This is a genomic window from Streptomyces sp. NPDC047085, from assembly GCF_040643735.1.
GTDB lineage: Bacteria > Actinomycetota > Actinomycetes > Streptomycetales > Streptomycetaceae > Streptomyces.
Map to the genome: position 1 here is coordinate 136,167 of NZ_JBEYUW010000011.1, position 19,905 is coordinate 156,071.

Below are 19,905 nucleotides of genomic sequence, written 5' to 3' on the forward strand. Positions count from 1 at the left end.
ATCCAGGTCACGCCTCGCCGCCGGCCAGCAGTCGGTCCGCGATCTCCTCGATGCGCTCGCGCAGCCCTTCCTGGCTCTTGCCGCCGTCGAGGCGTTCGCCGCCGATGACGTAGGTCGGGGTGCCGGTCACGCCGATCGCCTTGCCCTCGGCCTGGTCGGCGTCCACGATCAGGATGTGCCGGCCGTCGATGAGGGCGGTGTCGAACTCCTCCGCGTCCAGCCCGAGTTCGCCGGCCACCTCGACCAGGAGGGGTTCTCCCTGACGGTCCAGCTCCTCGACCCGCGCCAGCACCGCCTCGACGTACGGCCAGCCGTTCCCCTGCTCCAGGGCCTCCTCGGCGGCCTGGGCGGCGGCGAAGGCGTGCTTGTGCTTCTCCAGCGGGAAGTGCCGCAGCCGCACGTCCAGCCGGTCGCCGTAGCGCTCGCGCAGGGCGCGCACGTCGTCGAGGGCGGTGCGGCAGTCGGGGCACTGGAGTTCGCACCAGACGTCGAGGACGACGGGCTCGGTGCGCACGGGGGAGGAGTCGCTCATGCCCACCAGTCTTCCAGGCGAGGCCCGGGTGGCCGAATCGGGACGCCACGACGTCCGGACGGCACCCCAGGAGGGGGCGACCCGGAGATGTCCCTGATGTCGGGCCGGAGCATGGCATCGCGGGCACCGGGCGGTGCAGGATGGAAGGGACGAAGCGCACTCCGCTCTCCGCCCGTGCCCTTGCGTCACCTGCCGACCGACCGAGCCCGCCAGGAGGACCGGATGATTGCCGAGACCGTCTGTTCCGCCGTGTCCGCGGCCGGCCTGGGTATCGCGGCGGTCACGGCCTACCGGAAGCGTTTCCTGGCGGCCGCGCGCATCGCGGCCTACTCGCTGGTGCCGGTCGGCCTGGTGATGACCGGTGTCGTCGGCTGGCTCGCCGACACCGCCTTCAGCCCCACGGCCTGGGCGGGCTTCGGCGTGCTGGGCGCGGCATGGCTGCTCTTCGCGGGCACCCGCGCCGTCGAGCGCCGGCGCGGCGGCACGCGGGCCGAGCGCAGAGCCGCCCGCGGCGGCCAGTCCGACGCGGTGGCCCCGGCGGCCTCGGCGCCCTCCCTCGGCCCGGCCACCCGCCCCGCCGCACGGCCCGGCAAGGCCTCACCCGCCACGGGTTCCACCGACGACTTCAGCGACATCGAGGCCATCCTCAAGAAGCACGGCATATGACTCGTCCATGACGGGCTGAAACGACACGGATCGTCCCCGCGCGTCCGGAAACGATCACGACACGGAGCAACTCGAACGGGACGGTGCGAATTCGGCGAACTCCCGCACTTTACGGGCGTGTTGATCGCTTACAAGGCGGGCTCTGCGTCATCATCACCGGCGAGATGCTGGACACGACACAGAGCGAGGCCGCGCCGCCGAAGGACGAGCCGCGCGGGTGCCTCTTCGCCCTTTCCCAGCCACCGCTGATGATCTTCCTGGCGGTGATCGGGTGTCTCATCCTCATGGCTGCGCTGCACGACCTGCTGTTGCTGTGAGCCGTACGCGTCCGTCCCGGCGCCACCCGCCGGGACCGGCGTCGCCCCGGGCGCCCGCCCGTGGACGTCCCCGTGGATCAGCCGGTGGCCTCCTTGCGCCGCGCCCGGTAGGCGGCCACGTGCAGCCGGTTCCCGCAGGTGCGGCTGTCGCAGTAGCGACGCGAGCGGTTGCGGGAGAGATCCACGAAGGCCCGCCGGCAGTCGGGGGCCTCGCAGCGCCGCAGCCGCTCCTGCTCCCCGGCCACCACGAAGAAGGCGAGCGCCATCCCGCAGTCGGCCGCGAGGTGGTCGGCCACGGAGGCGCCGGGCGCGAAGTAGTGGACATGCCAGTCGTAGCCGTCGTGGTCCGTGAGGCGCGGGGTGGTGCCGGCCGCGGCCACCAACTCGTTGATCATCCCGGCGGCGGCCCGGGCGTCCGGGGCCGCGAAGATCCCCGCGAACCGGCCACGGACCTTGCGCACCGCCGACAGGTCGAACTCGGACAGCACCCCGACATCGCTGATTTTGTGGCTTCGCACGAAATCGGCGAGCGTCGCGACATCCGGCAGTCCGTCCGCTTCCGTGTCGTCCTCCGGTGCGGTGTTCACCAGATCCACCACGGTGTCGAGCGCGCACCGGGTGTCGTGGGTGATCAGCACATTTCGCTCCCTGGCCTGGGGGGTCGGGCGGGCGCCCGCCGATGCTGGCCGATGGTAGCGACAACAGTGCCCGCCGCACCGTCCTCAGCCCATCGAATTTCCCGGTGGAAACGCCCCGGTCGCCCGTAGAACGTCTCCAGGCCCGCCAGGGTTCCCGATCCGTCACGCTCCGCAGCGGAACACGTACGGGCCGACGCCGTCCCGCGAACACTCACGGTGACGGCGCCGGCCGGATGCCGTATGCGGTTGTCTTGGCCCGAGCCGTCTCCCCGAGTGGACGGCGCCGGGCGGCTTGAAGGGGCCGCGACCTAGCTCTCCGCCAGGATGTGCGAGAGCTCCTGATCCAGATCGAAGTGCCGGTGCTCCGTGCCGGGCGGCACGGCGGCGTCTGTTCGCTTCAGGAAGGACTCCAGAGCCCGCGCGGGGGCCTCCAGCAGTGCCTCTCCCTCCGGCGAACTGAGGGCGATGCACACCACGCCCTGGCCATGACTACGGGATGGCCAGACGCGGACGTCGCCGGTGCCGGTGGGGCGGTGGAGACCCTCGGCGAGGAGGTCGCGGGCGAACACCCACTCGACGGTCTCCTCGGCTCCGGTGTGGAAGGTGGCGTGCACGGCGTAGGGGTCGGCCGTGTCGTACCGCAGGCCTGCGGGGACAGGCAGGGAGGACTCGCTCGACACAACGAGGCGCAGGTGCAGCTCGCAGCTGACCGTGGTGTTCATAAGCGCCAGGGCCTTTCGCTCAGTGTGCGCTCGGGGATTCGCACGTCGGCGAAATCGACATGCCACCTACGGTGCCGTTGTAAACCCCTCTGAGGGTTTTGCGTGCCTTTACGTAGCTCTTCCGGCCGAGAACTCGTACGAGCCCTACGACCATTCCGGTGACCGGATTCGCTCGGGTAGGGTTTGTATGTATGAATACGGGGAGTGACGAGCCGGGCGAGGTCGCCATGGCACCGAAGCAGACGGACAGTGGCGACGGCGCGGCCGCAGCGGACGGCGTGGGCGGCACGGACACGGGACGGGCGGACGAGGGGCGGTCCGAGCGGGGCCTCGGCTCCCGGGCGCCGGAATTCGTCAAGGCCCGCCGGTTCCTGCACCTGAGCTGGCAGGTCGGCGTCTTCGTGGTGGGGCTCGCGGTCGTCGTGGCCGGGATCATCATGCTGCCGCTGCCCGGACCGGGCTGGGTCGTGATCTTCGGCGGCATGGCGATCTGGGCGACCGAGTTCGTCTGGGCCCAGCTCGTGCTGCGCTGGACCAAGCGCAAGGTGACCGAGGCGGCCCAGCGGGCCCTCGATCCCCGGGTGCGCCGCCGCAACATCACGCTCACGGTGATCGGCCTGGTGATCGTGGGTGTGCTGGTCGGGATCTACGTGTGGAAGTTCGGCGTCGTGATGCCCTGGAAGATCAAGGATCAGTGATCCGGGGCCCGGGGGCCGGCCGCTCCGCGGCCCCCTCCGCCCGGCACCTGGTCGGGGGCACCCCCTGACATGGGGTAATGTTCTTCCTGTGCCCGGGCGATTAGCTCAGTGGGAGAGCGCTTCGTTCACACCGAAGAGGTCACTGGTTCGAACCCAGTATCGCCCACCCGGACCGACGGCCCGTCTGCGAACAGCAGGCGGGCCGTCGTCGTATGCGCCCCTGTCGCGGTGTGATCGGCAACCCCCCTTCCGGGAAGAGGACGGTGACGTTCCGTTACCTGTTCCGGGGATCTTCCGCCGCTGATGTTCCGGACGCCGGCTGCCGCCCGCGGAATCCCGGGGACCTTTTTCGGAATGCCGTCGGATTTCCTCGGGGCGCGGCAAGGGGGGAATTTCCCCTTACCCCCAAGACCGCATGCCGACAGGGAATCTGAGCACGGGTCACATCGGGAATCCGTAACGCGTCCCATGGGGAGGGGAGAGCGCCGTCGCACGGGCGGCGGCGCTCGCCTCCGAGTGTGGTCCGCGTCACGAGGCGACGCATGAGTACACGTACTCAGAATCCGCCCGCCCGTCCGGGCAGACTCTGCCCATGGACTGGACCCACTACCGTTTCCGCACCCTGTGGTCCCTGCCCCTCCCGCCCGCCGACGTGTACACGGCACTGGAGCGGGTCGAGGACTACCCTCACTGGTGGCCGCAGGTGCGGTCGGTGACCCTGCTCGACGCCACCACCGGAATCCTCACCATCCGGTCCGTCGTGCCGTACGACCTGACCCTCACCGCACGCGAGACCCGCCGCGACCCGGCGGCGGGAATCCTGGAGGTGGTCATGACCGGTGACATCGAGGGCCGGGCACGCTGGACGATCACGCCCGACGGCCCCGGGACGACGGTCCGCTACGACCAGGACGTGGACGTCAACAAGCCCCTGCTCAGGCGGCTGGCCGTGCCCGGACGGCCCCTCTTCCGCGCCAACCACCGCCTGATGATGCGGGCCGGCCGGCGGGGACTGCTCCGCCACCTGGAAGCGGTTTGAAGTAACACCGTGGGGACCTGTATTGTTCAGTGCGTTCCCGGGCGATTAGCTCAGTGGGAGAGCGCTTCGTTCACACCGAAGAGGTCACTGGTTCGAACCCAGTATCGCCCACCGGGAAAGAGCCGGTCCGCACCAGCGGACCGGCTCTTTTGATGCCATGAGGCACATCTCGGGCATGAACCGGGCCGGCCTGTCACGCCGCCGCCGGCAGTTCCGGGCGCAGCGGCCACTCCGTGCTGACGATCTCCTCCGAGCCGCTGCGGGCGAACCAGGCCTGCAGGCCGCGCGCCTGGGCCGCGTGCCAGGTGGCCTGGAGGGCGTGCAGCTCGGCGGGGGAGAGGCGCTCCAGCCGCGTCGCGAAGCGTCGGCCCAGAGCTCGTACGACATCCAGCGCGGCCACCGCGTCCGCCGCCGCGTCGTGCGCGCCGTCCAATGTCACGCCGTAGTGCTCGCACAGGTCGGTCAGCGTGCGGCGCCCCTTGCGGTAGCGGTCCAGGTGCTTGTCCAGCACGCGGGGGTCCAGCACCCGCAGCGGTGTCGCCTCGAACCAGCGGTCCAGCGAGGACGCCCGGTGCCGGCGCAACTCCCGGTCCAGCAGCGTGAGGTCGAACGGCGCGTTCATCACCACCAGCGGGCGCCCCATCGCCGCGTGCTCCGCCAGCTGCTCGGCTATCTCGTACATCACCGGCGCCGGCCAGCGGCCGTTGTGCTGCAGGTGCTCCTCCGTCAGCCCGTGCACCGCCGTCGCCGCCTCCGGCACCGGCACACCCGGGTTCACCAGCCAGCGGGTCACCCGGGGCCGGGTCCCCGGCGCGTCCTGGACGACGACGGCGGCCGACACGATCCGGTCGGTCTCGACGTCCACGCCCGTCGTCTCCGTGTCGAAGGCGGCCAGCGGCCCCTCGTACCAGTACGTCATCCCAACCCAACTCCTCGTTCACCCATGGCAGGTGACGTTCCGTCTTCTGCCCGTTTGGTGATACCCGGGCCGTTTGCGCCGTACGCCGGAAGGACACAACAGGAGTGCGGGTCTTTGCAGTTCAGCGGCCCGCATCGGGGAAATTCTTGGCTTGGAAGGCTGTTGGTCATGGCCATAGCGCAGCCCGAGCGGGGCGGGCTGCTGCCCGAGCGTTCGGGCCCCCTTCGCGGCACGCTCGCCACCACCGCCTGCATGGAGACGCTGCAGGTCGGCTATCTGCACGCGGTCGCCGCCGCGGCCGGCTGCTCGCTGTCCCAGCCCTTCCCGGACAACGGCATCGACTGGCACGTCAGCCACAGCGTGCCCGGGCACACCGTCGACGACGAGGTGACCATAAAGGTGCAGCTGAAGGCCACGTACCAGGTCCCGCCGAACCCCCCGGGCCGCTTCTTCTCCTTCACCCTCGACAACGACCACTTGCGCAAGCTCGCCCGTACACCCGTCTCGGTGCACAAGATCCTGGTCGTCATGCTCGTCCCGCGCGCGCAGGACGACTGGCTGCGCGCCAGCCACGACCGGCTCGACCTCAGGCACTGCTGCTACTGGGTCAACCTCGCCGGCCACCCCGTCACCGGCCGGCACCGGACCACCGTGCGGATACCGACCACACGCATCTTCGACGACCGGGCCCTGTGCGAGATCATGACGCGGGTCGGAACGGGAGGCAGGCCATGAGGAGCCGTCCCTACGACGAGCCGATCCGGCAGGTCAGCCCGCACCCCGACGACCTCCCCTGGAATCAGCCCCCCGACCCCGCCCTGGTCGACCCGGCCGTGCTCGGCGCCCTGCTGCGCCGGCACGGCTGGCACCGGCGCGGCGGGGCGGCCGGCCGCTACGGCCGCTGGACCCCGCCCGGCCCTGCCGGTTCCGGCACCAGCCTGCTCGTGCCGGAGAGCCGCGCCTTCCCCGACAGCGACGACCTGCTCGGCGAGGCCCTCGACGCGCTCGCCCGCAGCGACACCCCCTCCGCCCGCGAGGTACTGATCTCCCTGGCCGTGCCCAGCGACGAGATCCGCTGGTGGCGGGACACCCCGGGCGGGCCGGTGGGCGCCGCCCCCTGGGCCGCGGACGAGCAACTGCGCGGCGCCGCACGGCAGATGCTGCTGGCGGCCGCGCTCGCCACGCGCGCGCGTGCCGGCTACTACGGCGCCCGGCACCGGCGCTCCGCCGCCGCCCTGCTGGAGGCCGTCCTCGTCGGACCCGCCGCCGAGGACGGCCGGCTGACCGCCTTCGTTCCCGTGCCCGACGGCCGCGCCCTCGCCGTCCGTCTGCACCAGGCCCTGTACGCGGCCCGCGAGGCCATCGACTACGAGCGGGCCACCGGCGGCATGGACGCCTTCGACGGCGCCGTCGAGGCCGGCGTCAGCCGCGAACTGACCGAGGCACTGACCACCCTGGTCCGCGGCACCGAGGGCGCGCGCATCGCCGTCGCCTGGGCGCCCGGCGCCGGCGTCCCGGAGGGCTGCGCCGGCTCCGCCGAACCCGTCGAGTTCTCGCCCGGCGACCTGCCCGTGCTGCGCGCGGCCGGCACCCGCTATGTGCAGGAGGAACCCTCCGTACCGGTCCGGATCACCGGGGTCGTGGTCCGGCTGCGCCGGTCCGGGCCGCGCGGCGAGGGCGCCGTACGGCTGCGGGTGCTCGCCGGCGCGGAAGTCCCGCACGTCCGCGTCACCCTGAGCGAGGAGGACTACCGGATCGCCGGCCACGCGCACCTCGTCGGGCTCCCGGTGCGGGTGCACGGCAGGCTGGAACGCCGGGGCGGCTTCCGCAGGCTCACCGGCGCCTCCGGAGTCGTACCCGTCCAGGTCGACGAGGCGGAGCGGGACCGGCTGATGAAGTCGCTCCAGGAGAACCTCGACTTCTTCGAAGAGGCGTGCGAGGAGGCCTACGGGAGCGAGGACTGAAGAGGACCGAAGAGGTACGGGGACGGTGACTGAGCAGGTATGCGGACGGGGACCCGGAGTGACCGTTTCGCGGTCGGAGGTGTCGGGTCGGTACGATCCGTTGTGCGCGCGCTCCTGGTATGGCGCCGCACCCACCTTCAGTCAGGAGAGACCGGTGTCAGACGTCCGTGTGATCATCCAACGCTATTCCTACCGGGAAGACCGCGTGGTGACGCCGGGCACTACGGCCGCCGACCTCTTCGCGGGCGAGCGCTCGATCGTCGCCGCGCGCGTGGGCGGCGAGCTGAAGGACCTCGCGTACGAGCTGTCCGACGGAGACGTGGTCGAGGGCGTCGAGATCTCCTCCGAGGACGGTCTGAACATCCTGCGCCACTCCACCGCGCACGTCATGGCGCAGGCCGTGCAGGAGCTGTTCCCCGAGGCCAAGCTGGGCATCGGCCCGCCGGTCAAGGACGGCTTCTACTACGACTTCGACGTCGAGCAGCCCTTCCACCCCGATGACCTCAAGGCCATCGAGAAGAAGATGCAGGAGATCCAGAAGCGCGGCCAGCGCTTCTCCCGCCGCGTCGTCACCGACGACGAGGCCCGCGCGGAGCTGGCGGACGAGCCGTACAAGCTCGAGCTGATCGGCCTCAAGGGCTCGGCCTCGCACGACGACGGCGCGGACGTCGAGGTCGGCGCCGGCGAGCTGACGATCTACGACAACCTGGACGCCAAGACCGGCGAGCTGTGCTGGAAGGACCTCTGCCGCGGTCCCCACCTGCCCTCGACCCGGCTCATCCCGGCGTTCAAGCTGATGCGCAACGCCTCCGCGTACTGGCGCGGCAACGAGAAGAACAAGCAGCTCCAGCGCATCTACGGCACCGCCTGGCCGTCCAAGGACGAGCTGAAGGCGTACCTCGACTTCCTCGCCGAGGCCGAGAAGCGCGACCACCGCAAGCTCGGCACCGAGCTGGACCTCTTCTCGATCCCCGAGCAGATCGGCTCCGGCCTCGCCGTCTTCCACCCCAAGGGCGGCATCGTCCGCCGCGTGATGGAGGACTACTCGCGCCGCCGGCACGAGGAAGAGGGCTACGAGTTCGTCTACACCCCGCACGCGACGAAGGGGAAGCTCTTCGAGACCTCGGGCCACCTGGACTGGTACGCCGACGGCATGTACCCGCCCATGCAGCTCGACGAGGGCGTGGACTACTACCTCAAGCCCATGAACTGCCCGATGCACAACCTGATCTTCGACGCGCGCGGCCGCTCCTACCGCGAACTGCCGCTGCGCCTCTTCGAGTTCGGGACCGTGTACCGGTACGAGAAGTCGGGCGTCGTGCACGGCCTGACCCGCGCCCGCGGCTTCACCCAGGACGACGCGCACATCTACTGCACCCGTGAGCAGATGTCCGAGGAACTGGACAAGACGCTCACCTTCGTCCTGGGCCTGCTCCGCGACTACGGTCTGACCGACTTCTACCTGGAGCTGTCCACCAAGGACCCGGAGAAGTTCGTCGGCGCGGACGAGGTCTGGGAGGAGGCCACGGAGACCCTCCGCCAGGTCGCCGAGAAGCAGGGCCTGCCCCTGGTCCCCGACCCGGGCGGCGCCGCCTTCTACGGCCCGAAGATCTCCGTCCAGGCCAAGGACGCCATCGGCCGCACCTGGCAGATGTCGACCATCCAGCTCGACTTCAACCTGCCCGAGCGCTTCGACCTGGAGTACACCGGGCCGGACGGCTCCAAGCAGCGCCCGGTCATGATCCACCGCGCGCTGTTCGGCTCCATCGAGCGCTTCTTCGCCGTGCTCCTGGAGCACTACGCGGGCGCCTTCCCGGCCTGGCTCGCCCCGGTCCAGGCGATCGGCATCCCGATCGGCGACGCGCACGTGGAGTACCTGGAGAAGTTCGCCGCGGCGGCCAGGAAGCGGGGCCTGCGCGTCGAGGTCGACTCCTCCTCGGACCGCATGCAGAAGAAGATCCGCAACGCCCAGAAGCAGAAGGTGCCCTTCATGGTCATCGCGGGCGACGAGGACATGTCCCACGACTCGGTGTCCTTCCGCTACCGCGACGGCTCGCAGGAGAACGGCATCCCGTTCGACGACGCCATCGCCAAGATCGCGAAGGTCGTGGAGGAGCGGGCCCAGGTCTGATCCACACCGCCTGAAGGGCCCCCGGGATCACCATCCCGGGGGCCCTTCCCCGTTCTCGCCCCTGTCCTTCTCGTCGCCGTGCGCGAACCGCTGCATCAGCCACGACGTGAACGAACCGGTCACGGCGCCCAGCAGCGCCAGACCGCAGATCATCAGCCCCACGGCGACGAGCCGCCCCCGCGTCGTCACCGGGACCACATCGCCGTACCCGACCGTCGACAGGGTCGAGCAGACCCACCACACCGAGTCGCCGAAGGTACGGATCGTGGCGTCCGGGGCCGTGTGCTCGAACTGGTACACCAGCAGCGCCCCGGCGAAGCCCAGCAGCGCCGAGGACAGACCGGCGTACAGCATGACGCGCGCCTGCAGGGGCAGCTGGGTCTGCCCGCGCCGACGCTCCACCACCTCGTACGTCCGTACGATCCGCAGCGGCCGTAGCAGGGGCAGCACCACGACGACCGTGTCCAGCCAGTGCCGGCGAACGAACCGGTGCCCCTCGCCGCTGAGCCGCCAGCGCACCACGTAGTCGACGGCGAAGAACGCCCAGGCCGCGCTCGACAGCGACAGCAGCAGGTTGTGCACGGGCTCGGGCAGGCCGGGCGCGAGGACATGGACCGCGTAGGCGCCGAGATAGACCAGAGAGCCGAGGGCGAGCGGGAGATCCGTCCTTTGCTCCCAGTGTTGCGTCCGGCTGTCGTTCTCCCAGCGTCCCGTCCGGCTGTCGTCGTCCACCGGCCAAGCTTGGCCGGTGACCGCCCTCCCGCCGCCCCGGCGACACGCCGCGAACGGGCGAAGCCATATGCTGCCTTGCATGACGAGTGAGCCGGAGCAGCAGATCGGAGTGGGGACGCAGGACGCGTTCCAGCGCCTGTGGACCCCCCACCGGATGGCCTACATCCAGGGCGAGAACAAGCCGACCGGTCCCGGGGCCGGCGACGGCTGCCCGTTCTGCTCGATCCCGGCCAAGTCCGACGAGGACGGCCTGATCGTCCGCCGCGGCGAGCACGTGTACGCGGTGCTCAACCTCTACCCGTACAACGGTGGCCACCTGATGACCGTGCCCTACCGGCACGTGGCCGACTACACCGACCTGACCGGTCCCGAGACCGCCGAGCTGGCCGAGCTGACCAAGCAGGCGATGACCGCCCTGCGCGCCGCCTCCGGCGCCCACGGCTTCAACATCGGCATGAACCAGGGCACGGTCGCCGGCGCCGGCATCGCCGCCCACCTGCACCAGCACATCGTTCCCCGCTGGGGCGGCGACACGAACTTCATGCCGGTGGTCGGCCACACGAAGGTGCTGCCGCAGCTGCTGGCGGACACCCGGAAGATGCTGGCGGAGGCGTGGCCGGCGTAGGCACCCGGGTGCACCCCGCCCGGGGCGCCTTGGCGCCTACGCGTCGTACAGGTCCGCCTTCCTGGGAGTCGGGTCCTGGACCTGCGTGCTGAGGAACGCCGAGCGCGTGCCGAACTTCTCCGTGTCCACGCCGTTCTCCTCGAGGACCCTGATCGCGGCCGCGTGCACCACCCGCAGGACCGGCGTGGCCGCGCGCAGCGCGTCGTCGGCCATGAAACGGTGCCGCCACGGCTGGTCGGCCCAGGCGTGCCGCAGGCCGAACGGCTCGGGCAGGGCGATCGAGCCGCCGAGCCAGTTGAGCAGCGGCGGGTACCAGGTCAGCGGGGCGCGCGCGGTGAGCCGCACCACCTCGTCGGTGGGGACCAGCGGCAGCATGACCTTGCGGGTCTCCCAGGGCTTGAGGGACTTGGCGACCTCCTTGCTCGGCGGCTCCGGCTTGGAGGTGAACAGCGGGTTCACCGGTCCCAGCGCGTGACCGGTCACCTCGATGCGCAGCGTCTCGTGCAGCACGGTCACCGTGATCATCATGGTGATGACCAGCTGCCCGTCCCACAGCGTCCACTGCACACCCAGATAGTGCCGGTCGCCGCTGCCGAACTGCTGCTTGTTGCAGATGTCCTGTATGGCGTGCGGCTTGACCTGGAACGCCTCGACGTCCGTGCTCTCAGGCCGGGACACCTCCTTGGCGTTCTCCCCGATCGGGGTGACGATCCAGTGCCGTATCGACGGCTTGGGGAAGCCGCCGGTGTTCAGCGGGCCGCGCTCCAGCATGCGCAGCTGGTCGTGGATCGCGCGTATGACGTCCCAGCTGCGGAAGGGGTGGATCTCCCGGGTGGGATCGGCGGGCGCCAGATCCTCGGCGAGCTGCCAGGAGCCCCAGCGGGTGCCCAGGCCGAGTATGCCCTTGGGGCCGGCGTAGAAGACCGCGTTGGACTGCTGTTCGGCGCTGAGCCGGGCCAGCGACTGGCGCAGTTGCTCGGCCGCGGTCTCGCCCGGGGCGCGCGGCACCGCCTCGGGGACCTTCGCGCCGACGCTGCTGCCCGACAGCAGGCCGCCCCAGCGCGCCCGCAGATCCTTCGCCGTGCGCTCGCAGATCCGCTTGGCCCAGAACCAACCGAGCACCGGGGCGACCACGCACGCACGCGCGTACCACCCCCAGAACCCGTTCAACGGCATCTTCAGCAGGAACAGGGCGGCGACCACACCGACCGCGGTGAGCAGCGCGGTGGCCAGCGCACCGGCCCGCTTGTCGTCGCGCTTGGCGACGTACGTGCGCAGCTGGAAGACGAGCAGCCAGCCGACCAGGCCGGGCAGGAAGATCAGGCCGCACAGCACCATGACGGCGGACAGCCGGTTGTCGCGCTCCCGGCGGATGTTGTTCGCCGCCAGGCAGTGCTCCACGACGACCTGCGGCTCGGCGCCGAAGGACTGGATCAGCGGCTTGCGGTCGGGCGCCAGCATGCGGTCGACGACCGCCCGGGAGAAGGCCTCGCCGAGATTCGGCCGGAACAGGCCTATCCGGCCCGCCTTGACGGTGGACTGGTGCCATTCGTTGTCGGTCTTCTTGACGTCCTCGACCACGTTGTCCCGGTAGGCGGCCGAGGCCAGCGCGAAGGTCGCCGCCTGCCCCTCGTCACCGGAGACGGGCACCTGCGGCCCGTCCCACTCCGTTCCCACCGACATTCCCGCCCCCATCGCCGCCCGTGTCGCACCTGCGGCCTTCCCGACTTCCCTGCCCCGCACACCTGTTGAACAGGCCATCGTGCCGACATCGCCCGGCGACCACGCGACTTCGGCACGACGTGATCAGGTGATCAGCGTATCCGCAGCCACTGACAGCGCGTCGGCGGACGGCCGAAGCCGCCCACCGGCGCGCGGAGCGGACACGGAGCGGACGAGGAGCGGACGAGGAGTGAACTACGGCGCGTCGCCCGCCTGTTCGCGGATCCGGTCGGCGACCTGTGGCGGCATCGGCTCGTGCCGGGCGTACGCGCGGTCGAAGCGGGCCGTGCCGTGCGACAGGGAACGCAGGTCGATCGCGTACCGGCCGATCTCGAACTCGGGGACCTCCGCCCGGATCAAGGTCCGTCCGGAGCCCACCTGTTCGGTGCCGAGCAGCCGGCCGCGCCGGCTCGACAGGTCGCTCATCACCGCGCCCACGTAGTCGTCGGCGACCAGCACGGTCACCTCGGCCACCGGCTCCAGCAGATGGATCCGCGCCTCGGCCGCCGCCTCGCGCAGGGCGAGCGCGCCGGCCGTCTGGAAGGCCGCGTCGGAGGAGTCCACCGAGTGCGCCTTGCCGTCCAGCAGCGTGATGCGCACGTCGACCAGCGGATACCCGGCGGCGACGCCCTTGGCGGCCTGCGCCCGTACGCCCTTCTCCACGGACGGGATGAACTGCCGGGGCACGGCGCCGCCGACCACCTTGTCCACGAACTCGATGCCCGAGCCGCCCGGCAGCGGCTCCACCTCGATCTCGCAGATCGCGTACTGCCCGTGCCCGCCGGACTGCTTCACGTGCCGGCCTCGCCCGGCCGCCTTCGCGGCGAACGTCTCCCGCAGGGAGACCTTGTGCGGGACGACGTCGACCTGGACGCCGTACCGGTTGCGCAGCCGCTCCAGGGCGACGTCCGCGTGGGCCTCGCCCAGGCACCACAGCACCACCTGGTGGGTGTCCTGGTTCTGTTCGAGCCGCATCGTCGGGTCCTCGGCGACCAGCCGGGCGAGCCCCTGGGAGAGCTTGTCCTCGTCCGCCTTGCTGTGCGCCTGGATGGCGAGCGGCAGCAGCGGGTCCGGCATCTGCCAGGGCTCCATCAGCAGCGGGTCGTCCTTGGCCGAGAGCGTGTCCCCGGTCTCGGCGCGGCCCAGCTTGGCCACGCACACCAGGTCGCCCGCGACGGCCTGCGGCACCGGGCGCTGCTGTTTGCCGAAGGGCATGGACAGGGCGCCGATCTTCTCGTCGACGTCGTGGTCCTCGTGCCCGCGGTCGGCGAGGCCGTGCCCGGAGACGTGCACCGTCGTCTCGGGACGCAGGGTGCCGGAGAAGACGCGCACCAGGGAGACCCGGCCGACGTACGGGTCGGAGGCGGTCTTCACGACCTCGGCGACCAGCGGACCGCTCGTGTCGCAGGCCTTCAGCTCCCGGGGCTTGCCGTCGATCGTGGTGACCCCCGGCAGCGGGTGTTCGAACGGGGTCGGGAACCCGCCGGTGATCAGCTCCAGCAGCTCCACCGTGCCGAGGCCCTGCCGCGCGCCGTCCGCGGCGGGGGCGGCGGCCAGGACGGGGTAGAACGTGCCGCGCGCGACGGCCCGCTCCAGGTCCTCGATCAGCGTCTTGACGTCGACCTGCTCGCCGCCCAGGTAGCGGTCCATGAGGGTCTCGTCCTCGCTCTCGGCGATGATCCCCTCGATGAGCCGGTTGCGGGCCTCGTCCATGTCGGGCAGCTGGTCCTCGCCGGGCTCGGACTCCTTGCGCTCCCCGGTCGAGTAGTCGAAGAGCTTCTGCGACAGCAGCCCGATCAGCCCGGTCACGGGCGCGTGCCCGTCGGGACCCTCCGGCCCGCGCAGCGGCAGGTACAGCGGCAGCACGGCGTCGGGGTCGTCGCCCCCGAAGGCCTCCGCGCACACCCGCGTCATCTCCTCGAAGTCCGCGCGCGCGGCCTCCAGGTGCGTGATCACGATCGCGCGGGGCATGCCGACGGCCGCGCACTCCTCCCAGACCATCCGGGTCGAGCCGTCCACCCCGTCCGAGGCCGAGACGACGAAAAGGGCCGCGTCCGCCGCGCGCAGACCGGCCCTCAGCTCCCCGACGAAGTCGGCGTAGCCGGGGGTGTCGAGGAGGTTGATCTTGATGCCGTCCCATTCGACCGGGACCAGCGAGAGCTGTACCGACCGCTGCTGCCGGTGCTCGATGTCGTCGTAGTCGGAGACGGTGCCGCCGTCCTCCACGCGGCCCGCCCGGTTCACCGCCCCCGCGGTCAGCGCGAGGGCCTCCACCAGAGTCGTCTTGCCCGAACCGGAGTGGCCGACCAGCACCACATTCCGTACGGACGCGGGGTGGTCGGCCGCCACTGCCCTGCCGGCGGCCCCGGGGTGTGTTTGCGCCTTGTCGCCCATGATCCTGCCTCCCGTGCACGGTGAGGTCACTGTGGGCGCGGGACACGCGGAACCGCGGCGGTGGCGGCTCCGGCGACGCCCGCGGTCCTTCGAGCTTTCCACTCCCGTCACGTGGCGTCCATACGAAGGACGACGAAGCACCACGAAGGGCTGCCCGGAGGCGCGGACACCGGATCGCCGCACCCGCTGCGGGTGCCCGCCCGTCACGCACGCGCGCGCGTGGCTACGATGGGCCAGCCGGCGGCCACCAGGCGCCGCCGCGACACCGACCGTCGGGAAGGCCATGCTGAACAAGTACGCGCGTGCATTCTTCACGCGTGTCCTCACACCGTTCGCCGCGTTTCTCATCCGCCGGGGTGTGAGCCCCGACACGGTGACGCTCATCGGCACGGCCGGTGTCGTGGCGGGCGCGCTGGTCTTCTACCCCCGGGGCGAGTTCTTCTGGGGCACGGTCGTGATCACGCTCTTCGTCTTCTCCGACCTGGTCGACGGCAACATGGCCCGCCAGCTGGGCCGCTCCAGCCGCTGGGGCGCCTTCCTGGACTCCACCCTGGACCGGGTCGCCGACGGCGCCATCTTCGGCGGCTTCGCCCTCTGGTACGCGGGCAATGGGGACAACAACGTCCTGTGCGCCGTCTCGATCTTCTGCCTCGCCAGCGGCCAGGTGGTGTCGTACACCAAGGCGCGCGGCGAGTCGATCGGGCTGCCCGTCGCCGTCAACGGGCTCGTCGAACGCGCCGAGCGACTGGTGATCTCGCTGGTCGCGGCCGGTTTCGCGGGCCTGCACAAGTTCGGCGTGCCGGGCATCCAGTGGCTGCTGCCGATCGCCCTGTGGATCGTCGCCGTCGGCAGCCTCGTCACGCTGATCCAGCGCGTCGTCACCGTCCGCCGCGAGTCCGCCGAGGCGGACGAGGCGGCGCGGCAGGAGGCGGCCCGGGGGAGTGAGGCGGCCACGTGAGCACCGCCGACCGGCTCACCGACGCGCTCTACGGCCTCGGCTGGAGCACCGTCAAGAAGCTCCCCGAGCCCGTCGCGGTCCGGCTCGGGCAGAGCATCGCCGACCTCGCCTGGAAGCGGCGCGGCAAGGGCGTCCAGCGGCTCGAGGCCAACTACGCGCGCGTGGTGCCGGACGCCACCCCCGAGCGTCTCGCCGAACTCTCCCGCGCGGGCATGCGCTCCTACCTGCGCTACTGGATGGAGTCCTTCCGGCTGCCGGCCTGGAGCGCCGAGCGCGTGAAGACGGGCTTCGACCCCAAGGACGTCCACCACCTGACCGACGGCCTCGCCTCCGACCAGGGCGTGATCCTCGCCCTGCCGCACCTGGCCAACTGGGACCTGGCCGGCGCCTGGGTCACCACCAAGCTGGAGACGCCGTTCACGACGGTCGCCGAGCGGCTCAAGCCCGAGACGCTGTACGACCGCTTCGTCGCCTACCGCGAGGGCCTCGGCATGGAGGTGCTGCCGCACAGCGGGGCCGCCGCCTTCGGCACCCTGGCCCGGCGGCTGCGCGACGGCGGCCTGGTCTGCCTGGTCGCCGACCGTGACCTGTCGGCCTCCGGCGTCGAGGTCGACTTCTTCGGCGAGCGGGCCCGGATGCCCGCCGGCCCGGCCCTGCTCGCCCAGCAGACCGGCGCCCTGCTGCTGCCCGTCACGCTCTGGTACGACGACTCGCCCGTCATGCGGGGGCGGGTGCATCCCCCGATCGAGGTACCTGAGTCAGGCACGCGGGCCGAGAAAGCGTCTGTGATGACACAGGCGCTGGCCGACGCCTTCGCCACCGGGATCGCCGATCATCCGGAGGACTGGCACATGCTCCAGCGGCTGTGGCTCGCCGACCTCGACCCCGCGAAGGGACCCTCGTGAGAATCGGGATCGTCTGCCCGTACTCCTGGGACGTGCCCGGTGGCGTCCAGTTCCACATCCGGGACCTCGCCGAGTACTTCATCCGGCTCGGCCACGACGTCTCCGTCCTCGCCCCCGCGGACGACGACACCCCGCTGCCGCCGTACGTCGTCTCGGCCGGCCGCGCCGTCCCGGTGCCCTACAACGGCTCGGTGGCCCGCCTGAACTTCGGCTTCCTGTCGGCCGCGCGGGTCCGGCGCTGGCTGCACGAGGGCGCCTTCGACGTCGTCCACATCCACGAGCCGACGTCCCCCTCGCTCGGCCTGCTGACCTGCTGGGCGGCACAGGGCCCCATCGTGGCCACGTTCCACACCTCCAACCCGCGTTCGCGCGCGATGATCGCCGCGTACGCGATCCTGCAGGCCGCGCTGGAGAAGATCAGCGCCCGGATCGCGGTCAGCGAGTACGCCCGCCGCACCCTGGTCGAGCACCTGGGCGGGGACGCGGTGGTCATCCCGAACGGTGTCGACGTCGACTTCTTCGCCAAGGCCGAGCCCAAGCCGGAGTGGCAGGGGGACACGATCGGCTTCATCGGCCGGATCGACGAGCCCCGCAAGGGCCTGCCGGTGCTCATGAAGGCGCTGCCGAAGATCCTCGCCGCCCGGCCGCAGACACGCCTTCTGGTCGCGGGCCGGGGCGACGCGGAGGCGGCCGTCGAGGACCTGCCGGAGGAGCTGCGCTCGCGCGTGGAGTTCCTCGGCATGGTCAGCGACGACGACAAGGCGCGCTTCCTGCGCAGCGTCGACCTGTACGTCGCGCCCAACACCGGCGGCGAGAGCTTCGGCATCATCCTGGTGGAGGCCATGTCGGCGGGCGCCCCGGTCCTCGCCTCCGACCTGGATGCCTTCGTCCAGGTCCTCGACCAGGGCGCGGCCGGCGAGGTCTTCGCCAACGAGGACGCGGACGCGCTCGCCGAGGCCGCCGTGCGTCTGCTCGCGGACCCGGCGCGGCGGGCCGAACTGCGGGAGCGGGGGAGCGCCCATGTGCGGCGGTTCGACTGGTCCACGGTCGGCGCGGACATCCTGTCGGTGTACGAGACCGTGACGACGGGCACGGCGGCGGTGGCTGCCGACGAGCGGTCCGGGCTGCGGGCCCGGTTCGGGCTGGCCCGGGACTGACCCGGGACCGGCGGGAGCGGGAACGCCGACGGCCGGGAGTGGGATGTCGGCGGTCGGGAGCGGGTCGCTGACGGCCGGGGGTGGGATGTCGGCGGTCGGGAGCGGGTCGCTGACGGCCGGGGGTGGGATGTCGGCGGGCGGGAGCGGGTCGCTGACGGCCGGGGGCGGGATGCGACGGCTTCGAGTGCGGGCGCGGTGCCCCGATAGCCTTCGCCCGTGACTCCGACTCTCATCTGGATCATCGTCGCCCTCGTCGCGGTCGGCCTGTACCTGAGCTGGACGGCCGGGCGGCTGGACCGGCTGCACGTGCGGATGGACGCCGCCCGCGCCGCACTCGACGCACAGCTGCTGCGCCGGGCGTCCGTGGCCCAGGAACTGGCCACCTCGGGCGTGCTGGACCCGGCCGCGTCGATCGTGCTCTACGAGGCCGCGCACGCCGCCCGGCAGGCCGAGGAGGAGCAGCGGGAGGTCGCCGAGAGCGAGCTGAGCCAGGCCCTGCGCGCCGTCTTCGCGGAACCGCAGCAGGTGGAGGCCGTCCGGGCCGCCCCAGGAGGCGAGGAGGCGGCCCGTGAGCTGGCCGAGGCCGTGCGCCGGGTCCCGATGGCCCGCCGCTTCCACAACGACGCCGTAGGGGCCGCTCGCAGGCTCCGCGAGCACCGGAAGGTGCGCTGGTTCCGGCTGGCCGGCCACGCCCCGTTCCCACTGGCCTTCGAGATGGACGACGAGCCGCCCGCGGCCCTGGTGGAGCGGGCCGCCTGAACGCCCGGTGGACCAAAACGATCCACCGGGTTGCCATTGGCCCTTGCTGTGGCCTGGTCCGCTCACGTTTCCTCTCTGGAGCAGTAACCGGCTTTCTCCCCTTCAGTGAGGTCACCCGTGTCCACCACCGAGAACCAGGCTCCCGAGACCGGCACCGCGCGCGTGAAGCGCGGCATGGCCGAGCAGCTCAAGGGCGGCGTGATCATGGACGTTGTCACGCCGGAGCAGGCGAAGATCGCCGAGGACGCGGGTGCCGTGGCCGTCATGGCCCTGGAGCGGGTCCCGGCCGACATCCGCAAGGACGGCGGCGTGGCCCGGATGTCCGACCCGGACATGATCGAGGGCATCATCGACGCCGTCTCGATCCCGGTCATGGCCAAGTCCCGCATCGGCCACTTCGTCGAGGCCCAGGTGCTGCAGTCCCTCGGTGTGGACTACATCGACGAGTCCGAGGTCCTCACCCCGGCCGACGAGGTCAACCACTCCGACAAGTGGGCCTTCACCACCCCCTTCGTGTGTGGCGCCACCAACCTGGGCGAGGCCCTGCGCCGCATCGCCGAGGGCGCCGCGATGATCCGCTCCAAGGGCGAGGCCGGCACCGGCAACGTCGTCGAGGCCGTCCGCCACCTGCGCCAGATCAAGAACGAGATCGCCAAGCTGCGCGGCTTCGACAACCACGAGCTCTACGCCGCCGCCAAGGAGCTGCGCGCCCCGTACGAGCTGGTGAAGGAGGTCGCCGAGCTGGGCAAGCTCCCGGTGGTCCTCTTCTCCGCCGGTGGCGTGGCCACCCCGGCCGACGCCGCCCTGATGCGCCAGCTCGGCGCCGAGGGCGTCTTCGTCGGCTCCGGCATCTTCAAGTCCGGCGACCCGGCCAAGCGCGCCGCCGCCATCGTGAAGGCCACCACGTTCTACGACGACCCGAAGATCATCGCGGACGCGTCCCGCAACCTCGGCGAGGCCATGGTCGGCATCAACTGCGACACCCTCCCCGAGACCGAGCGCTACGCCAACCGCGGCTGGTAAGGCA

20 protein-coding genes and 2 tRNA genes are annotated in these 19,905 nt (G+C 71.4%); 15 read left to right on the forward strand and 7 right to left on the reverse strand.

The features are described from left to right. Positions 1 to 7: 7 nt before the first annotated feature. Positions 8 to 532, reverse strand: coding sequence for a DsbA family protein (locus ABZ865_RS31180; RefSeq protein ID WP_361237632.1), 525 nt, complete (start codon positions 530 to 532; stop codon positions 8 to 10). 222 nt (positions 533 to 754) lie between these two features. Between ABZ865_RS31180 and ABZ865_RS31185 the strand changes: the two genes are divergently transcribed. Together ABZ865_RS31185 and ABZ865_RS31190 are read left to right on the forward strand one after the other, a co-directional pair. Next, a complete protein-coding gene (locus ABZ865_RS31185) occupies positions 755 to 1,198 on the forward strand; it encodes a hypothetical protein (protein WP_361237634.1) in 444 nt (147 codons plus the stop codon). A 164-nt stretch (positions 1,199 to 1,362) separates the two neighbouring features. Continuing rightward, positions 1,363 to 1,515 (forward strand): hypothetical protein, encoded by a 153-nt coding sequence (locus ABZ865_RS31190; protein ID WP_164932512.1) that lies wholly within the window; start codon positions 1,363 to 1,365, stop codon positions 1,513 to 1,515. A gap of 77 nt (positions 1,516 to 1,592) precedes the next feature. Here ABZ865_RS31190 and ABZ865_RS31195 read toward each other — a convergent pair whose 3' ends face one another. Continuing rightward, entirely contained in the window at positions 1,593 to 2,153 is a 561-nt protein-coding gene (locus tag ABZ865_RS31195) for a CGNR zinc finger domain-containing protein (RefSeq protein ID WP_361237638.1), read from the reverse strand. 308 nt (positions 2,154 to 2,461) lie between these two features. Beyond that, positions 2,462 to 2,875, reverse strand: coding sequence for an SsgA family sporulation/cell division regulator (locus ABZ865_RS31200; RefSeq protein ID WP_004002642.1), 414 nt, complete (start codon positions 2,873 to 2,875; stop codon positions 2,462 to 2,464). Positions 2,876 to 3,066: 191 nt separating this feature from the next. Here ABZ865_RS31200 and ABZ865_RS31205 point away from each other — a divergent pair, with 191 nt between their 5' ends. The 4 genes from ABZ865_RS31205 to ABZ865_RS31220 all read left to right on the forward strand — a co-directional run bounded on the left by ABZ865_RS31205 (position 3,067) and on the right by ABZ865_RS31220 (position 4,723). Continuing rightward, positions 3,067 to 3,573 carry a TIGR02611 family protein gene (locus ABZ865_RS31205; RefSeq protein ID WP_361237641.1) on the forward strand — a complete coding sequence of 169 codons (507 nt, stop codon included), beginning with the start codon at positions 3,067 to 3,069 and terminating at the stop codon, positions 3,571 to 3,573. Positions 3,574 to 3,667: 94 nt separating this feature from the next. After that, positions 3,668 to 3,739 (forward strand) — tRNA-Val (locus ABZ865_RS31210). A 426-nt stretch (positions 3,740 to 4,165) separates the two neighbouring features. Next, positions 4,166 to 4,612, forward strand: coding sequence for an SRPBCC family protein (locus tag ABZ865_RS31215; protein ID WP_361237644.1), 447 nt, complete (start codon positions 4,166 to 4,168; stop codon positions 4,610 to 4,612). A gap of 39 nt (positions 4,613 to 4,651) precedes the next feature. Beyond that, positions 4,652 to 4,723 (forward strand) — tRNA-Val (locus ABZ865_RS31220). An 82-nt stretch (positions 4,724 to 4,805) separates the two neighbouring features. On the opposite strand, the gene ABZ865_RS31225 is transcribed toward ABZ865_RS31220, so the two are convergent. Further along, positions 4,806 to 5,531 carry a 3'-5' exonuclease gene (locus ABZ865_RS31225; protein WP_361237647.1) on the reverse strand — a complete coding sequence of 242 codons (726 nt, stop codon included), beginning with the start codon at positions 5,529 to 5,531 and terminating at the stop codon, positions 4,806 to 4,808. A gap of 168 nt (positions 5,532 to 5,699) precedes the next feature. On the opposite strand from ABZ865_RS31225, the gene ABZ865_RS31230 reads away from it, so the two are divergent. The 3 genes from ABZ865_RS31230 (at position 5,700) to thrS (ending at position 9,626) form a co-directional block, all read left to right on the forward strand. After that, positions 5,700 to 6,266 (forward strand): DUF4365 domain-containing protein, encoded by a 567-nt coding sequence (locus ABZ865_RS31230; protein ID WP_361237650.1) that lies wholly within the window; start codon positions 5,700 to 5,702, stop codon positions 6,264 to 6,266. After that, on the forward strand, positions 6,263 to 7,495 hold the full coding sequence (locus ABZ865_RS31235; RefSeq protein ID WP_361237653.1) for a hypothetical protein: 1,233 nt from the start codon (positions 6,263 to 6,265) through the stop codon (positions 7,493 to 7,495). Before ABZ865_RS31230 ends, ABZ865_RS31235 begins: the two co-directional genes overlap by 4 nt. Before the next feature lie 154 nt (positions 7,496 to 7,649). Then, a complete protein-coding gene (thrS, locus tag ABZ865_RS31240; RefSeq protein WP_361237656.1) occupies positions 7,650 to 9,626 on the forward strand; it encodes a threonine--tRNA ligase in 1,977 nt (658 codons plus the stop codon). A 27-nt stretch (positions 9,627 to 9,653) separates the two neighbouring features. Here thrS and ABZ865_RS31245 read toward each other — a convergent pair whose 3' ends face one another. Then, the gene (locus tag ABZ865_RS31245; RefSeq protein ID WP_361237659.1) at positions 9,654 to 10,358 is read right to left on the reverse strand and encodes a potassium channel family protein; all 705 of its coding nucleotides are present in this window, start codon (positions 10,356 to 10,358) and stop codon (positions 9,654 to 9,656) included. A gap of 67 nt (positions 10,359 to 10,425) precedes the next feature. Here ABZ865_RS31245 and ABZ865_RS31250 point away from each other — a divergent pair, with 67 nt between their 5' ends. After that, positions 10,426 to 10,983, forward strand: coding sequence for an HIT domain-containing protein (locus tag ABZ865_RS31250; RefSeq protein ID WP_361237662.1), 558 nt, complete (start codon positions 10,426 to 10,428; stop codon positions 10,981 to 10,983). Between the two features lie 36 nt (positions 10,984 to 11,019). Here ABZ865_RS31250 and ABZ865_RS31255 read toward each other — a convergent pair whose 3' ends face one another. Both ABZ865_RS31255 and ABZ865_RS31260 read right to left on the reverse strand, forming a co-directional pair. Next, positions 11,020 to 12,666, reverse strand: coding sequence for a hypothetical protein (locus tag ABZ865_RS31255; protein ID WP_361237665.1), 1,647 nt, complete (start codon positions 12,664 to 12,666; stop codon positions 11,020 to 11,022). A gap of 234 nt (positions 12,667 to 12,900) precedes the next feature. Then, entirely contained in the window at positions 12,901 to 15,099 is a 2,199-nt protein-coding gene (locus ABZ865_RS31260) for an elongation factor G-like protein EF-G2 (protein ID WP_361237668.1), read from the reverse strand. Between the two features lie 283 nt (positions 15,100 to 15,382). On the opposite strand from ABZ865_RS31260, the gene pgsA reads away from it, so the two are divergent. The 5 genes from pgsA to pdxS all read left to right on the forward strand — a co-directional run bounded on the left by pgsA (position 15,383) and on the right by pdxS (position 19,901). Further along, positions 15,383 to 16,057: a phosphatidylinositol phosphate synthase gene (gene pgsA, locus ABZ865_RS31265; RefSeq protein ID WP_361237671.1), complete on the forward strand. Its 675-nt coding sequence runs from the start codon at positions 15,383 to 15,385 to the stop codon at positions 16,055 to 16,057. Continuing rightward, positions 16,054 to 16,962, forward strand: coding sequence for a phosphatidylinositol mannoside acyltransferase (locus ABZ865_RS31270; RefSeq protein ID WP_361237673.1), 909 nt, complete (start codon positions 16,054 to 16,056; stop codon positions 16,960 to 16,962). The genes pgsA and ABZ865_RS31270 overlap by 4 nt, the downstream gene beginning before the upstream one ends. Further along, on the forward strand, positions 16,959 to 18,119 hold the full coding sequence (locus tag ABZ865_RS31275) for a glycosyltransferase family 4 protein (RefSeq protein ID WP_361237676.1): 1,161 nt from the start codon (positions 16,959 to 16,961) through the stop codon (positions 18,117 to 18,119). Before ABZ865_RS31270 ends, ABZ865_RS31275 begins: the two co-directional genes overlap by 4 nt. A gap of 216 nt (positions 18,120 to 18,335) precedes the next feature. Further along, on the forward strand, positions 18,336 to 18,878 hold the full coding sequence (locus ABZ865_RS31280) for a hypothetical protein (RefSeq protein ID WP_361237679.1): 543 nt from the start codon (positions 18,336 to 18,338) through the stop codon (positions 18,876 to 18,878). Between the two features lie 117 nt (positions 18,879 to 18,995). Continuing rightward, the gene (gene pdxS, locus ABZ865_RS31285; protein WP_023552068.1) at positions 18,996 to 19,901 is read left to right on the forward strand and encodes a pyridoxal 5'-phosphate synthase lyase subunit PdxS; all 906 of its coding nucleotides are present in this window, start codon (positions 18,996 to 18,998) and stop codon (positions 19,899 to 19,901) included. Positions 19,902 to 19,905: the final 4 nt, after the last annotated feature.

Excerpts from the sequence above, each read along its gene's own strand:
- ABZ865_RS31230 (WP_361237650.1), top strand. The coding sequence starts at position 5,700 with ATGGCCATAGCGCAGCCCGAGCGGGGCGGGCTGCTGCCCGAGCGTTCG.
- ABZ865_RS31205 (WP_361237641.1), top strand. The coding sequence starts at position 3,067 with ATGAATACGGGGAGTGACGAGCCGGGCGAGGTCGCCATGGCACCGAAG.
- ABZ865_RS31185 (WP_361237634.1), top strand. The coding sequence starts at position 755 with ATGATTGCCGAGACCGTCTGTTCCGCCGTGTCCGCGGCCGGCCTGGGT.
- ABZ865_RS31235 (WP_361237653.1), top strand. The coding sequence starts at position 6,263 with ATGAGGAGCCGTCCCTACGACGAGCCGATCCGGCAGGTCAGCCCGCAC.
- ABZ865_RS31190 (WP_164932512.1), top strand. The coding sequence starts at position 1,363 with ATGCTGGACACGACACAGAGCGAGGCCGCGCCGCCGAAGGACGAGCCG.
- ABZ865_RS31180 (WP_361237632.1), bottom strand. The coding sequence starts at position 532 with ATGAGCGACTCCTCCCCCGTGCGCACCGAGCCCGTCGTCCTCGACGTC.
- ABZ865_RS31215 (WP_361237644.1), top strand. The coding sequence starts at position 4,166 with ATGGACTGGACCCACTACCGTTTCCGCACCCTGTGGTCCCTGCCCCTC.
- pgsA (WP_361237671.1), top strand. The coding sequence starts at position 15,383 with ATGCTGAACAAGTACGCGCGTGCATTCTTCACGCGTGTCCTCACACCG.
- ABZ865_RS31250 (WP_361237662.1), top strand. The coding sequence starts at position 10,426 with ATGCTGCCTTGCATGACGAGTGAGCCGGAGCAGCAGATCGGAGTGGGG.
- ABZ865_RS31200 (WP_004002642.1), bottom strand. The coding sequence starts at position 2,875 with ATGAACACCACGGTCAGCTGCGAGCTGCACCTGCGCCTCGTTGTGTCG.
- ABZ865_RS31260 (WP_361237668.1), bottom strand. The coding sequence starts at position 15,099 with ATGGGCGACAAGGCGCAAACACACCCCGGGGCCGCCGGCAGGGCAGTG.
- ABZ865_RS31255 (WP_361237665.1), bottom strand. The coding sequence starts at position 12,666 with ATGTCGGTGGGAACGGAGTGGGACGGGCCGCAGGTGCCCGTCTCCGGT.
- ABZ865_RS31225 (WP_361237647.1), bottom strand. The coding sequence starts at position 5,531 with ATGACGTACTGGTACGAGGGGCCGCTGGCCGCCTTCGACACGGAGACG.